This window comes from Pseudomonas sp. HN2, from assembly GCF_020736465.1.
GTDB classification, from domain to species: Bacteria; Pseudomonadota; Gammaproteobacteria; order Pseudomonadales; family Pseudomonadaceae; genus Aquipseudomonas; species Aquipseudomonas moraviensis_A.
On sequence record NZ_CP085885.1, the window covers coordinates 4309441 to 4324727 of the forward strand.

Below are 15287 nucleotides of genomic sequence, written 5' to 3' on the forward strand. Positions count from 1 at the left end.
AGACATGGTTAAGCCTCGGTGGATGCTTGCTTATAGTTGTAGCCGATCGGGTGCGGCTGGTTGCGCGCCTTGGCCAGTTCGATCTGCTTTTGCCGATCGATGGCGCTGCGCCGGGTCTTCTCGCTGAGCTTGTCCCAGCAATGCGGGCAACTGATGCCGGCGACGTAGTGCTCGGAGGCGCGATCCTCAACGCTGACCGGTGTGCGGCAGGCATGACATTGATCGTAGTCGCCTTCCGTCAGGTCGTGACGCACGGTCACGCGGTTGTCGAAGACGAAGCAGTCGCCGCGCCACTTGGTTTCTTCCTGCGGCACCTCTTCGAGGTATTTCAGAATGCCGCCCTTGAGGTGGTAGACCTCTTCGAAACCTTCGCCGAGCATGTAGCTCGAGGCTTTTTCGCAGCGAATGCCGCCGGTGCAGAACATCGCGACCTTCTTGTGCACGGCCGGGTCGAAGTGTTCTTTGATGTAGTCGGGAAACTCGCGAAAACTGGTGGTTTTCGGATCGATGGCGCCTTCGAAGGTGCCGATCGACACTTCGTAATCGTTGCGCGTGTCGATCAGCAGCACTTCCGGGTCGCTGATCAGCGCATTCCAGTCCTGCGGCTCGACGTAGGTGCCGACCTTCTTGTTCGGGTCAACGCCTTCGACGCCGAGGGTGACGATCTCTTTCTTCAGCTTGACCTTGGTGCGGTAGAACGGCTGCTCGTCGCAGTAGGATTCCTTGTGGTCGATATCGACCATGCGCGGATCGTTCTTCAGCCAGGCGAGCAGACCATCGATACCCTCACGGCTGCCGGAAACCGTGCCGTTGATGCCTTCTTCGGCGATCAACAGGGTGCCTTTGATGCCGTTGTCGACCATCGCTTGCAGCAGGGGCTCGCGCAGGTCAACGTAATCTTCGAGGGTGACGAACTTATACAGTGCCGCCACGACAATCGGTTGTGTCATGGGTATTTCTCCAGGTGGCTACCCTCGCAAAGGGTGAACCGGATTCAAAAAAAACGCGCCGGCTAAGCGGCGCGTTGCGGATTCTAGCAAAAAACACGGTCAATTGACGGTGCACTGATATCTCTGTGGCGAGGGAGCTTGCTCCCGCTTGGCTGCGCAGCAGTCATAAAACCAGCAAGCGCATTCCTTCAGCCCGTGCACCTTTGCAGCCTCGGGAGCGCTGCGCACTCCAGCGGGAGCAAGCTCCCTCGCCACAACAGCCCTCACTATCCTCAGTGTTTGCTACCGCCAGCACAGGTCGGCGACGCCGGGGCGCCATCGAGCTCTGCCCATTCCTGCGGGGTATAGGTGTGCAGCGCCAACGCATGGAACTCGCCCATCAGCTCGCCGAGCGTGCCGTAGACTTTCTGGTGACGCTTGACCCGGTTCAGGCCTTCGAACTGCGCACTGACCACCACAGCCTTGTAGTGGGTCTGTAACCCGCGACTGTGCATGTGGCTTTCGTCCAGCACTTGCAGGTGCTCAGGCTGTAACAGTGCCAGCGTCGATTCGATGCGTTGTTGCATGGTCATCACGAACTCCGCTTACTTCTTCTTGGCCGGCGCAGCAGCGCCTTTCGGGTCCAGCTCTTTGGTCATGTCGTCGAGCAGCTTGTTGACCACAGGCACCGCGCTTTCGAGTTTGCCCTGGGTCATCTGCGCCGACTGCTGGGTCAGCTGCGGCATTTTTTCGAGGACTTTCTTGCCCAGTGGCGACTGGTAGAAAGCCACCAGATCCTTCAGCTCGGATTCGCTGAAGTTGCTGGTGTAGAGCTTGACCATGTCCGGCTTGAGCTTGTTCCAGCCGATGGCCTGGTCCAGCGCGGCGTTGGCCTTGGCCTGGTAGGTTTCGAGAACGGCTTTCTTCGACTCCGGCGCTTTGGTCTGTTCAAAGCGCTGGGCGAACATTTGCTGCACTTGCATGTACACCGGGGTGCCCAGCTTGTCAGCGTGAGCCAGCGTCAGGAAAGCTTCGGCACTGGCGTTGTGGCTGGCGGTATCGGCAAGCACCTGGCCGCTGGCGCAAACCAGTGCAACCGCGGTACAGATGGCGCGAAGACGAGTCATCGAGTTTCCTTTAAGCAAAGCGAGGTCGAACCCCAAGGGCGACCATTCTGCGCCTAACAATCGCTGTGGCTCAACCCCCGCCCCTTGCCGCGCTTGATTGGCGGGGCTTTGCGGTCAACAATCGAGCCGATGGAACCACCCGGGCCGATGCCGGCCTAAATTGCGCCAACAGACCAACAGGAGTGTGCACGATGAGCCGTATCGAAACCGACAGCCTGGGCCAGATCGAAGTCCCGGACGACGCTTACTGGGGTGCTCAGACGCAACGCTCGCTGATCAACTTCGCCATTGGTCAGGAACGCATGCCGCTACCGGTGCTGCATGCCCTGGCGCTGATCAAGAAAGCTGCCGCGCGGGTCAACGACCGCAACGGCGATCTGCCCGCCGACATCGCCCGCCTGATCGAACAGGCCGCCGATGAAGTCCTCGCCGGCGAGCACGACGAGCAGTTTCCGCTCGTCGTCTGGCAGACCGGCAGCGGCACCCAGAGCAACATGAACGTCAACGAGGTGATCGCCGGCCGCGCCAACGAACTGGCCGGCAACCCGCGCGGCGGCAAGTCGCCGGTGCACCCGAACGATCACGTCAACCGCTCGCAAAGCTCCAACGACTGCTTCCCTACCGCGATGAGCATCGCCACCGCCAAAGCGGTACAGGAACAGCTGCTGCCGGCGATTGCCGAGTTGTCCGGCGGCCTCGCTGAACTGGCGGCGCGCCATATGAAACTGGTGAAGACCGGGCGCACGCACATGATGGACGCGACGCCGATCACCTTCGGTCAGGAGCTGTCCGGGTTCATCGCGCAACTGGATTATGCCGAGCGCGCGATTCGTGCCGCATTGCCCGCGGTCTGCGAGCTGGCGCAGGGCGGCACTGCGGTGGGCACCGGGCTCAATTCGCCCCACGGCTTCGGTGAGGCGATTGCCGCCGAGCTCGCTGCGCTGTCCGGCTTGCCGTTCGTCACCGCGCCGAACAAATTTGCCGCGCTGGCCGGCCATGAGCCGCTGGTCACCCTGTCCGGTGCGCTGAAAACCCTCGCTGTGGCGCTGATGAAAATTGCCAACGACCTGCGTCTGCTTGGCTCGGGTCCTCGCGCGGGGTTCGCGGAAGTGAAGCTGCCGGCCAACGAACCGGGCAGCTCGATCATGCCCGGCAAGGTCAACCCGACCCAGTGCGAAGCGCTGTCGATGCTCGCCTGTCAGGTGCTCGGCAACGACGTGGCGATCGGTATTGCTGCGAGCCAGGGGCACTTGCAGTTGAACGTGTTCAAACCGGTGATCATCCACAACCTGCTGCAATCGATCCGCTTGCTCGGCGATGGCTGCAGCAACTTCCAGCAGCACTGCATCGCCGGACTCGAGCCGGATGCCGAGGCCATGGCCAAACATCTGGAGCGTGGGCTGATGCTGGTGACTGCACTGAACCCGCACATCGGTTATGACAAGTCGGCGGAGATCGCCAAGAAGGCCTACAGCGAAGGGCTGACCCTGCGTGAGGCGGCGCTGCAGTTGGGTTATCTGACCGATGAAGAGTTCGATGCGTGGGTGCGGCCGGAGAACATGATCGAAGCGGGCGCCAAGGGCTAGATCTGTAGCGTCTGTTAGTCAGTCATCGCGAGCAGGCTCACTCCTACAGGGGGTACGCATTCCAACTGTAGGAGTGAGCCTGCTCGCGATGAAGCTGACGCGGTTTAACTGGCTGCCATCTTCAGCCGGCGCGCCCTGAGCCCGGCAATCAACGATGGCCCCAGCGCCACCAGCGCCGAACCCAGCACCACCAGCACCGCCCCGCCATAGCCCAGGGCATTGATCTGCTCGGCATGCACATACTCGGGCCAGATCCGCGCCGCAATGGCCACCGCAACGAACGTCACCAACGGCGTGATCGCCAGCGTCGCACTGACCCGCGACGCTTCCCAATGCGCCAGCGCTTCGGCGAATGCGCCGTAAGCGATCAAGGTATTCATGCAACACGCCAGCAATAGCCAGCCCTGCAGCGGGCTCAGCGCCAGCGCTTCCAGCGGATGCACCCACGGCGTCAGCAACAGCGCGCAGAACAGGTAGATCACCATCATCACCTGCAACGAATTCCACACCGTCAGCAATTGCTTCTGGCCCAGCGCGTAAAAGGTCCAGACGGTCGACGCCAGCAACACCAACAGCACGCCAGCGGTGTAATCGGACAGCGAGGTCAGCAGTTCGGCCAGGCGCTGATTGAAGAACAGACCAAACCCGAGCAGCAGCACCAGCAAGCCGATGCCCTGGCCGATGCTGAAGCGTTCCTTGAACACGAACAGGCTGGCAATCAGCAACATGATCGGGCCCATTTGCACCACCAGTTGCGCGGTGCCGGGGCTGAGCAGGTTGAGGCCCATCAGGTACAGCACGTAATTGCCGACCAGCCCTAGCACGGCCATCAGCACCAGCCAGCCGCCCTTGGGGCCGAGCACCTTGCGACTCGGCAGGCGTTTGACCGAGGCCAGATAGATGAACAGGCAGCCGCCGGACACCAACAGGCGAAACCAGGTCACCGTGACCGGGTCCATCACCAGCAGCACCTGTTTGAGCTTGATCGGCAGGATGCCCCACAGAAACGCGGTCAGCAGCGCCAGGAACAGTCCGTATACCCAGCGCCCCGATGAAATGTGCATGCGAACCCCAAAAGCCTGCTGACAAGAGCGGTCATTCTAGGCGCCCTGTCCCGTGCAACACAGGGACAGTTGCCGGCAGGCCGCGAATGAAACTGTGCAGGTCGCAGCAGTAAACCGCCACGCCGCCGTTGATCGGCCGGACAGGCGCGCCAAGTGCTTCAGGCATAAGCTGATTGCAGACTTTTCCACACATTGATCAGGGAGACCGACATGTACGCCATGCGCGCCGAGGACAGCGCCCCCGCCACCCGTTTTCGCAGCGACCGTGTGTGTCGGGTCAATGGCGAGCTGTATTTCAGCACCCGGGAAAATACCCTTGAGGGGCCGTTTGACGGTCAGGTGATTGAGCGGGAGATTCAGGCTTATATCGCGCGGATGCAGCGGCAGGATTCCAATCGGACAACCGGTTGATGCCATCGCGAGCAGGCTCACTCCTACATTTGGAACGCCTTCCCCTGTAGGAGTGAGCCTGCTCGCGATAGCGGTTGATCAATCAACGCATCAGTCAGGGCTTAGCGCACCGCCTCAAACAACCCCGTCGCCCCCATCCCGCCACCCACACACATGGTGACGATGCCGTAACGCAGATTGCGCCGCTGCAACTCGCGAATCAGATGCCCGACCTGGCGCGAGCCGGTCATGCCGAACGGGTGGCCGATGGAAATCGAGCCGCCATTGACGTTGTACTTCTCGTTGTCGATCTCCAGCCGATCGCGGCTGTACAGGCACTGCGAAGCGAACGCCTCGTTCAATTCCCACATATCGATATCCGCCACTTGCAGGCCCTTGGCCTTGAGCAGTTTCGGCACCGAGAACACCGGGCCGATGCCCATTTCGTCCGGCTCGCAACCGGCCACAGTGAAACCGCGGAAAAACGCTTTGGGTTTGAGCCCCAGCTCCAGGGCTTTGTCCAGACTCATCACCAGCGTCATCGACGCACCGTCGGACAGCTGTGATGAATTGCCCGCCGTGACCGAACCGTCGTCGGCGAATACCGGCTTCAAACCGGCAAGGCTTTCGTAGGTCGTGTCCGGACGGTTGCAGTCGTCGCGCTCGACGACCCCGTCGACAATCTGCACCTCACCGCTGGTCTTGTCCTCGACGCGGTATTTCACCGCCATCGGCACGATCTCGTCATCGAACAGGCCGGCTGCTTGCGCTTGCGCCGTACGCATCTGGCTTTGCAGCGCGTAACGATCCTGCGCTTCGCGGCTGACACCGTAACGGCGCGCCACCACTTCGGCGGTCTGGCCCATGGTGTAGTAGATGCCGGGGGTCTGCTGCTTGAGCAGAGGGTTGATCAGGTGATCGGTGTTGACGCTTTTCAGGGTCAGGCTGATCGACTCGACGCCGCCGGCAACGATGATCTCGCTGCAACCGGAGGCGATCTGGTTGGCGGCGATCGCAATCGCCTGCAGGCCCGACGAGCAGAAGCGGTTGAGGGTCATGCCCGCGGTGCCGGTGCCCAATCGCGAGAGCACCGCGACGTTGCGGCCGATGTTGTAGCCCTGCGCGCCTTCGTTGGAGCCCGCGCCGACGATGCAATCCTCGACGCTGGCCGGGTCGATATCGTTGCGTGTCAGCAGCGCATTGACGCAGTGGGCCGCCATGTCATCGGGGCGGGTCTGGTTGAACTTGCCGCGAAAGGATTTGGCCAGGCCGGTCCGCACGCTGTCGACGATCACCACTTCACGCATGGCATACCTCATTGTTGTTGTCGGTTGAGAGTGGACCTGAGCATAAGTCCACCTTCTTGCCGACCGCGAGGATCATTCACCCGGCGTATGCGCGGCCATCGTCTCAGTCCTTGTGCTTCCGGGCCTTCTTGTCGGATTTCTCGAACGCGTCTTCCAGCGCACGGTTGATGGTGCGCAGGACTTTCACCCGTGCCCAGCGCTTGTCGTTGGCCTCGACCAAGGTCCACGGCGCGATCTCGGTGCTGGTGCGATCGACCATGTCACCGACTGCTCCACGATAGGCGTCCCACTTCTCCCGATTGCGCCAGTCGTCTTCAGTGATCTTGAAACGCTTGAAGGAAATCTCTTCGCGCTCCTGAAAGCGTTCCATCTGGGTGTCCTTGTCGATGGCCAGCCAGAACTTGACGACGATGACCCCGGCGTCGGTCAGCTGCTCCTCGAAATCATTGATCTCGCCATAGGCGCGCAACCAGTCGGCCTGGGTGCAGAAGCCTTCGACGCGCTCGACCAGCACCCGCCCATACCACGAGCGGTCGAACACGGTGAATTTGCCCCGTGCCGGAATGTGTCGCCAGAACCGCCACAGGTACGGTTGCGCGCGCTCTTCTTCGGTCGGCGCGGCAATCGGCACGATGCTGTACTGACGCGGGTCGAGCGCCGCCGCCACCCGCCGGATCGCGCCGCCCTTGCCGGCCGCATCGTTGCCTTCGAACACCGCAATCAGCGCATGGCGACGCATGCGTTTATCGCGCATCAGCCCGGACAGGCGCGCTTGCTCGCTGATCAGTTGTTCTTCGTAGTCTTTCTTGTCCAGACGCTGTGTCAGGTCGAGGCTGTCGAGCAGGTTCAACTGATCGACCGGCGCCCCCAACGGCGCGGCGCTCACCTCACGCGGATTGACCTCGGCGCGTTTGAGCGCACTCTGCAGGCCTTCAAGGAGGATCTTGCCCACTGCCAGGCTACGGTAGTTGGCGTCGGCGCCTTCAATGATGTGCCACGGCGCGTAATCGCGGCTGGTGCGGCGCAACACGCGCTCGCCGTATTTGACGAACTTGTCGTAGGTCTGCGATTGCTGCCAGTCCAGCGGACTGATGCGCCAGCTGTGCAGCGGGTCGTCGGCCAATGACTTGAGCCGCGCTTTCATCTGCTTTTTGGACAGGTGAAACCAGAACTTGAAGATCAGCGCACCTTCATCGCAGAGCATCTTTTCCAGACGCTCGGCGCCGGCAATGGCCTGATCCAGACGGGGATCCTTGAACAACCCATGAACTCTGCCCTGCAGCATCTGGCTGTACCAGTTGCCGAAGAACACCCCCATCCGCCCCTTGGCCGGCAGCATCCGCCAGTAGCGCCAGGCCGGTGGCCGCGCGAGTTCTTCATCGGTTTGCTGGTCGAAAGTGCGCACTTCGATCAGGCGCGGGTCCATCCATTCATTGAGCAGTTTGACCGTCTCGCCCTTGCCCGCCCCTTCGATGCCGTTGATCAGGATGATCACCGGGAAGCGCTTCTGCTGCTGCAACTCGAACTGCGCTTCCAGCAAGGCTTCACGCAGCGCAGGGACCGCCGCCTCATAAGTGTCTTTGTCGATGGCGTGACCGATTTCAGCGGATTCAAACATGGGACGGCTCCTTCCAGGGTTCAGCAAGACTAGCGGATTGGGCACGGGCGCGGCGCAGAAATTCCCTGTGTTCAACGATTGTCCCCGAGCGGTCGATGCTGGACCTTGCGCTGGATCAGGCAGCCCTCGCGCGATCGGCTAGAATGGCCGCCTTGTGTTTGCCGAGCCTGCCATGAAAGCCGAAATGCCCCACGCCCAACTCGACTGGGATGACCACGGGCGCCCACGTTCGCGGGTGTTCGATGACGTGTATTTTTCCGACCAGTCGGGGCTGGAGGAAACCCGTTACGTGTTCCTCGAACAGAACCGTCTGGCCGAGCGTTTCGCTGCGCTGCCGGCCAATGGGCGCCTGGTCATTGGCGAAACCGGCTTCGGCACCGGGTTGAATTTTCTCTGTGCCTGGCAGCTGTTCGAGCAACACGCAGTGGCGGCCGCGCGCCTGCATTTTGTCAGCGTCGAGAAGTACCCGCTGGCGCCTGCGGACATGCACCGAGCCTTGGCATTGTGGCCGGAGCTCAAGCCGTTGGCCGATCAGTTACTCAAGCACTACGTAGCGATTCATCCAGGCTTTCAGCGCATCACGCTGGCCGGAGGTCGGGTGACGCTGACCTTGCTGATTGGCGATGCACTGGAGCAACTGCCGCAACTCGATGCGCAGATCGACGCGTGGTTTCTCGACGGTTTCGCTCCGGCGAAAAACCCCGACATGTGGACGGCTGAACTGTTCGTCGAACTGGCGCGTCTGGCCGCGCCGGGCTCGACCATCAGCACCTTCACCAGCACCGGTTGGGTGCGACGCTTGCTCAATGCTGCCGGGTTCAAGATGAAACGCACGCCGGGCATTGGCCACAAATGGGAAATCCTGCGTGGCGAGTTTCTCGGCTGGCCCGCCGAGGTGGCGGCGCCAGTGCCGGCAAAACCCTGGTTTGCCCGCCCTGCTCCGTTGCGCGGCGAACGCCGGGTGTTGGTGATCGGCGCCGGTCTCGCCGGCTGCGCAACGGCGTCGAGCCTGGCGGCACGTGGCTGGCACGTGAGTCTGCTGGAGCGTCATGCTGAGGTGGCGCAAGAAGCCTCGGGCAATCCGCAAGGCGTGCTCTATCTGAAGCTGTCCGCCCATGGCACCGCATTGTCGCAGTTGATTGTCAGCGGCTTCGGTTACACCCGGCGACTGCTCGAAACGCTGCAGCGCGGTACTGACTGGGATGACTGCGGCGTGCTGCAATTGGCGTTCAATGCCAAGGAAGCCGAACGTCATGGGCAACTGGCGACGGCGTTTCCCGAAGATCTTCTGCAATGGCTGGAACAGCCTGAAGCACAGGCGCGTGCCGGTGTCGGCGTGGCCCATGGCGGTTTGTTCTATCCCGAGGGCGGTTGGGTGCATCCGCCGGCGCTGTGTCAGGCCCAGGCGATGCACGTCAACATCGAACTGCTCAGCCATCACCATGCCCTGGAGCTGCGCAAGGTCGCTGACCAGTGGCAAGCCCTCGACGGCGAACGGCTGCTCGCCAGTGCAGCGGTTGTGGTACTGGCCGGAGCCGCAGACATCCAACGCTTTGCCCAGAGCGCCGAATTGCCGCTCAAGCGCATTCGCGGACAGATCACGCGTCTGGCTGAAACCGCAGAAAGTCATGCCTTGGCGACGGTGGTGTGCGCCGAAGGCTACGTCGCCCCGGCACGTCTGGGCGAGCACACCCTGGGCGCCAGTTTCGACTTCAACAGCGACGATCTGACGCCCACGACTGCCGAGCATCAAGGCAATCTGGCAATGCTCGAAGAGATCTCCAGCGATCTGCTGGCACGCCTGAACATCAGCGAGCAGCCGCTTGAGCACCTTGAGGGCCGCGCCGCCTTCCGCTGCACCAGCCCGGACTACTTGCCGATCGTCGGCCCGCTCGCCGATCGCGCAGCCTTTGTCCAGACCTACGCGGCCCTGAGCAAGGATGCCCGGCAAGTGCCAGACAATCCCTGCCCATGGCTCGACGGACTCTACGTCAACAGCGGCCACGGTTCTCGCGGACTGATCACCGCGCCGCTGTCCGGCGAACTGCTCGCCGCGTGGCTGGACAACGAGCCGCTGCCGTTGCCACGCAGCGTGGCCGAAGCCTGCCATCCCAACCGTTTCGCATTACGGCAGTTGATTCGCGGCAAGTGAACCTCACGTATCGGGCATCGCGCAGAGGCCGAGGTCCATCAAGCGGATCGATTCTTCGGTCAGGCGTTTGATCACGGCCTCTTGCGCCTGTTCCTTCTCAAGTTTGAGGGCATCCGCCTGACTCACATAGTCGGCACTGAGCAGTGTGTCCGCCTGCTCATCCAGCGCACTCATTCGCGGAGCAAACGATTCATCGATCAGCGAAAACTTGCGTGTAAACGTACGCTTCAGGTAGTCACGCCAGAACGTTTGCGCCTGGATGAATTTCAGCCACTGAGGCGAGAGTTCGGCGGTCGTGATGCGGTTTTTTGCGGTTTCCAGATCCGTTGCAGTGACGCCGCTCTGCGCATTGAACAGCATGCTTTGCGGCTGGCCGGGCAGCTCCAGCGCTTTGGCCAGCCCGACGCGATACGCCAGATTGACCTCCAACGGATCCGACTTCACAGCCTTGACGGCATGTTCGCGGGCAATCGCGTTCAACCGATCCAGCCGGAACAGGCCGCGCCCCAGATTGAGCAGCGGTTTGGCCGTGACTCTGCCGCCTGCCCCCTTGGTGACCTGATCAACTTCAACGGCGACTTCCAGGTGACTGAAATTGAGCGCCGCGCTGTCAATGCAGTTGATCGGGTTGGCGGCCAGATCGAGCAACTGATCGCACAGAGCACCGTCAGCCTCCGCCGCCTTCAACACTCTCCAGACCCGTCGCTGCATGTCTGCGCTGCCCTTGGTGGCGTCGGCTGTGTCGCCCAGTTGCGCGAGCAAATGAAACAGGCCTTCGGCGCGGGTATCGTCACGAAATGCCGCCCAGATTCGCGCCTGCTCGGCCGAGTCTGCAGCGGACGTTCTGGTCAACCATAACGATCGCGCGGTCTGCTCGTTGAGGCGGGGAATGTCATCGGCGGAATAGCCCATTCCGATACCGAAATTTTCGCGATAGTCATCCAGATGCGTTTTGCTTGTTTCGTTGAAGGGATTCAGCCCCAGTTCGAGCACGCCGGTGAATCGTCGATTTTTTTCAAACAGCCAGTCGGGCAGTTCCCTGATCTGGTTTTTGCTCAGATCCATCCATTCAATGTGCGCAGCATTGTTGAGGCCTTCGGGCAATTCCGTGATGCCTGTCTCGCGCAGCGTCAATCGACGCAGGTCGGTCATCTGACTGACATCAGGGGTAGCGCCCAACGGATTGCTGTCCAGATTCAGATACCGCACCGTCCGCAGCCGATTCAGTTTCGCCAGTGTCTGCTCGGTCAACTTCAGCTTATTGCCCGGCAGACTCAACCGTTTGAGCCTGGGCATATACGAGAGCACTTCAGGGAGCCGGGTGATTTTATTGTTGTCCAGTTCCAGCGACTCGAGCTGTTTGAAGGATTTGAGGAAGTACACGATATCGTCATCCTGCTCCATGTTTCTCATCGACAGGTGCTGGATATGGGCAAAGCTCAAACCCGTTGGCAGGGTCGGCAGTTTACCGACCCGCATGCCGTCCAGATTGAGGGCGCAGACCCGGTCGCCCTGCTCATCATTGATCCAATTGAATCGACGAAAGCCCTCCTCGATCAGTTCAGCGGCCATTTTGCGGCTGTGTCGCGCCTCTGCCCGATCACCGCCCATGGCCGCCAGGGCAACGCCATCCTCACTCCAGGTAAACAGCGCGTCGCGCAGGGTTTTCACGTCCTCGCGCAAGGCTTTGACCCGGGTTGCGCGGCTCAGCGAATCGTCGCCCAGTTCATCGAGCAATTTGCCGGCCTGGGTGTCGTCCAGGCGTGGAAACAGTTTGCGCACTTTGCGCAGCAGCTTGCGTGAATGAGCTGTCGCGGGGACCTGATCGCCTTGCACACAGGCCGGCTCGACAGCCGATGGTTCAATGCTGTCGCCGAGCAATGTCCGCGCAGTGACCTCGCGTTCGTCGAGTGCAACATTGAGCAGCTTTTTGCGTAACTGTTGCGTACTGACCTGTCCGGCGTCGGCAAATCCGAGCGCTGCCCGCTGACGTGACGGCAGCGCCTTGAGGATGGCCATGTATAACGCGCCGGGGCCGGATTTCACCTTGCCCAGGGATTTCCTGTCGCCGCCAAAGGCTTCATAGCCCTCAGTGGACTTCACCAGATAGCCGGTATTGTCGGAGGTCGCCGACGCATCGCCGACCTCTTCGAGCAACGGTCCGGTCAAGGCCTTGTCGCGTACCTGCAGACGCAGTTGAGCGTCCCATCCGCTGAGGCGCGGCAGCAATTTCACGGCCAGCTTGTCTGTGTCGGCATTGGCCAGTCGCGACCAGTGCAATCCGCTCAGCGCCCGGTCAAGCCGCACCTCGGCCACACCGGCCCGAACCCGCTGCCCCAGGCGCAATGGCACGCGCCCGGTCGAACGCAGGTGCAGGCGCTCGACACTCGGAGCGCGGTCAATCAGCCTTTGGCCAAGGCGCGCCGGAATGTCGGCGAAGACCTTGCGCAATTTGTCCAGATCCTGCGCGTCACTGTGGTCGTAGCGCTTGTACATCCGCTCGAACGCCGCGCGGTAATCCGCCTTGAGCGCAGCAGCCAGTTTTTTCGCCAGCGCAGAAGCCTGGGTGGTTTTCGCGACTTGGCCGCCGAGCATGGCCTCGACTTCATGCGGGTAAAGGCCACCGATCACGGTTTGCAGCAAGCGTCCGAGTGCCAACTGGCCTTGAGTGACCGGCACTTCCAGGGTTTCGTCGAGCGTGCTGTTTGCAGGATAAGTGGTGTCGACGTCGCCTTCATGACCGGCGACCTTGATGTAGCGGTCAGTCGGCCAGCCCGGCAGTTGCGTCAAGGCATGCATCTGTTCCTCGACAGGTTGCCCGGAGTGAAACTCGCCATTGGCCAGCTCCGTCGTCAGCTCCCGCAGCTGCCGCCCGATGCGCACGCGCTCGACGGTATCGCGCAGGCGTACCGGCAACTTCAGATTGTCATTGAACGTGTCGAGCAGGGTCTGCTGCGAGGTGTCGCTCAGCCGGCGCAGCATGTCCAGATCACTGTCGGCAAATTCGCTCAACTGCGGATCGATGCGCTTGAGCGTGTAGGCGGAACTGCCCCATTCTTCGGGCTCCTCGGCAGGGAGCCGCCAGCCGCCTTCGACGTGGCGGATCAGTTCGGGGGCATAGGCTTGTGCGCGGCCGGCGTGTTCCAGGCGCCAGCGCTGGGTGTCGGTATCAAAGTTGCCGGCCAACAGGCGGTGCTCGAGGCGGCCGATAGTCTTGCTGCCGATCTGGTAGAACTCCTTGGAGCCGGCATCGATGGTGAATCCGGCCGGCAGAGAATGCTCGTACGGGCTCAAATCAGCCTTCCACAGGCGTGGCTTGCCGGCCTGGCCGAGAATGGCGGTGAACTGCGCGAAGAACTGCGGATGCTCGCGCAGCAGTTTTTTGCCCAGTGTTCCCAGCGCTTTCTGCCCCCCGGCAAAGACGCCCATCAATGCGACGTTCTCGACCACACTGAGCAGATGTGACAGCGCTTGTTGATGATCACCGCGACGCCAGTCCTCGACGCCTTCATACACTTCGCCGAGCAATTGCCCGACCGCGACGCCCATCATCAATTGCCCCAGGACCGGCACGAACAGCCCGGCCACCGACGCCACGCTCACCCCGCGCTGAACGAAATCCAACAGACGTTTCTGCCGCGCCGCTTCATCGATATCAGCCGTCGGCACCGCCAGTTTGCGCGCGTCGATCTGCAGCTTGCCGACATGGCTCTGCACCATGAAATCGAAGAGCGGCACGTTGATCGGCCACTGTTCGACCAACCCCAGATCAGGTTTTTCGGCAAGCGATTTGAAGAAGTCGGCCTTGTCATCTTCATCGAGACTGCCGGAGAAATACCGCTGATATTCGGTGCTCTTGAGTTGTTGCGCGAGGTAGCGCTTGAACGCGTTGAAACTCGGATATTCATACACCGCTCGCTCGGGCTCGCCGGGCATGTACACCATGCATCCGTCCTCAGGGTGTTGCTGCACGGAGCGTTTGGAAAACACGACCACGCCCCACACGCAACTGTCGAGGATTTTGATGCCCTGCATGATCATCGGGTCTTTGCCGTAGCGCAGGTTTTGCGCCGACGCCACGCCCTCGGCCACCATCAGATCCTGCAGCATGCGCAGACCTGCCGTGGTGATATCGCCCTTGAGCGCGGCCAGATGGGCGTCCAGTTCCAGCAGCGATTGCTTCAATGCGGCGATATCGCGGGTCATGGCACTGGTCGCGACGACTTTGCCGCTGTCATCACGCAGACCGAACACTTGCTGCAGATGCTCCTGGTACTTCTTGCCCAGATCCAGCTTGCGGCAAAACGCTGCGAACGCTGCCGGCGTCAGATCTTTCACGCCAGCGGGCGCACTTTTGATGCGCACCAGACTGCCGGCGGGGAAACCGTCGGCCAGTTCCTCGTCTTCGGTGAAATTCTGCATGGCTGCTTGCAACAGGGTCTGGGTTGCGTGTCTGACCAGGTCGATATCGGCCTGATCCGTCGCCGTCGCATCGCAGCCGCAATCGACGCCCGGCAGACTGAGCACATCCTCGCCTGCGTCATAGACCGCTGGCCATTTCGCGCTCAGCACCGCGTCGAGTTCGCTGATGCAGAAGCTGTGCAAGGGTTTGAGCCGGGTCAATTGCTTATCGACCTTGAGTTGCAGGGTGTGCAGCTCACGATTGATTTCGTCCAGCTTGACCAGCGTGGCCGTGGACGCCTTGAGCAAATACGCCGGCAAGCGTTTTTCCAGGACTTCAGCGGTGTCGAGGTCGCCTGTAGCGTCGTACAGGGTGCTCAGGACCGAGGCCTGAATCGGTGGATTTGTCTTGTCTTGGGTGGGCATGGCAATAGTCCTTTATTGCGATTTGAACCCTCGACCCTAGCGGTGCCGGACGGCCAATAACAGTCCAAATTCCTGGGCCGAATCCGCGCAGATCAACCGTGTTTTTGTATGGAAAAAATAGCCCTGCACCACCCGCGCGGAACGTCGACGCCCAGCGGGGGCTTATGCACAAAAAGTGTAAAGGCACGCAGGCAAATCCGGCGCTCGATCCGCGCTGATAGCGTGACGACAGGAGGCAGCGCGGCCGACTTATAACTTATCGATCTAAAACTCCACATACCGAGACA

General features: G+C 61.3%; 10 protein-coding genes. 3 read left to right on the forward strand and 7 right to left on the reverse strand.

Annotated elements, in window-relative coordinates:
* Positions 1 to 8: 8 nt before the first annotated feature.
* The 3 genes from LIS66_RS18995 to LIS66_RS19005 form a co-directional block, all read right to left on the reverse strand.
* A complete protein-coding gene (locus LIS66_RS18995; RefSeq protein WP_016770934.1) occupies positions 9 to 950 on the reverse strand; it encodes a rhodanese-related sulfurtransferase in 942 nt (313 codons plus the stop codon).
* A 272-nt stretch (positions 951 to 1222) separates the two neighbouring features.
* Positions 1223 to 1522: a BolA family protein gene (locus LIS66_RS19000; protein WP_065616855.1), complete on the reverse strand. Its 300-nt coding sequence runs from the start codon at positions 1520 to 1522 to the stop codon at positions 1223 to 1225.
* Between the two features lie 12 nt (positions 1523 to 1534).
* Positions 1535 to 2056, reverse strand: coding sequence for a DUF2059 domain-containing protein (locus LIS66_RS19005; protein ID WP_039760068.1), 522 nt, complete (start codon positions 2054 to 2056; stop codon positions 1535 to 1537).
* A 191-nt stretch (positions 2057 to 2247) separates the two neighbouring features.
* Between LIS66_RS19005 and LIS66_RS19010 the strand changes: the two genes are divergently transcribed.
* Positions 2248 to 3642, forward strand: coding sequence for a class II fumarate hydratase (locus LIS66_RS19010; RefSeq protein ID WP_042607951.1), 1395 nt, complete (start codon positions 2248 to 2250; stop codon positions 3640 to 3642).
* 104 nt (positions 3643 to 3746) lie between these two features.
* On the opposite strand, the gene LIS66_RS19015 is transcribed toward LIS66_RS19010, so the two are convergent.
* On the reverse strand, positions 3747 to 4706 hold the full coding sequence (locus LIS66_RS19015) for a DMT family transporter (protein ID WP_042607952.1): 960 nt from the start codon (positions 4704 to 4706) through the stop codon (positions 3747 to 3749).
* A gap of 210 nt (positions 4707 to 4916) precedes the next feature.
* Here LIS66_RS19015 and LIS66_RS19020 point away from each other — a divergent pair, with 210 nt between their 5' ends.
* The gene (locus LIS66_RS19020; RefSeq protein ID WP_042607953.1) at positions 4917 to 5117 is read left to right on the forward strand and encodes a DUF6316 family protein; all 201 of its coding nucleotides are present in this window, start codon (positions 4917 to 4919) and stop codon (positions 5115 to 5117) included.
* 101 nt (positions 5118 to 5218) lie between these two features.
* On the opposite strand, the gene LIS66_RS19025 is transcribed toward LIS66_RS19020, so the two are convergent.
* Complete coding sequence (locus LIS66_RS19025) at positions 5219 to 6403, reverse strand: thiolase family protein (protein WP_227972810.1); 1185 nt, start codon at positions 6401 to 6403, stop codon at positions 5219 to 5221.
* Between the two features lie 103 nt (positions 6404 to 6506).
* Entirely contained in the window at positions 6507 to 8021 is a 1515-nt protein-coding gene (gene pap, locus LIS66_RS19030; RefSeq protein WP_042607955.1) for a polyphosphate:AMP phosphotransferase, read from the reverse strand.
* A gap of 172 nt (positions 8022 to 8193) precedes the next feature.
* On the opposite strand from pap, the gene mnmC reads away from it, so the two are divergent.
* Positions 8194 to 10173 (forward strand): bifunctional tRNA (5-methylaminomethyl-2-thiouridine)(34)-methyltransferase MnmD/FAD-dependent 5-carboxymethylaminomethyl-2-thiouridine(34) oxidoreductase MnmC, encoded by a 1980-nt coding sequence (mnmC, locus tag LIS66_RS19035; RefSeq protein WP_227972811.1) that lies wholly within the window; start codon positions 8194 to 8196, stop codon positions 10171 to 10173.
* Between the two features lie 3 nt (positions 10174 to 10176).
* Here the strand turns inward: mnmC and LIS66_RS19040 are convergent, their stop codons facing one another.
* Complete coding sequence (locus LIS66_RS19040) at positions 10177 to 15000, reverse strand: NEL-type E3 ubiquitin ligase domain-containing protein (protein ID WP_227972812.1); 4824 nt, start codon at positions 14998 to 15000, stop codon at positions 10177 to 10179.
* Between the last annotated feature and the right edge of the window lie 287 nt (positions 15001 to 15287).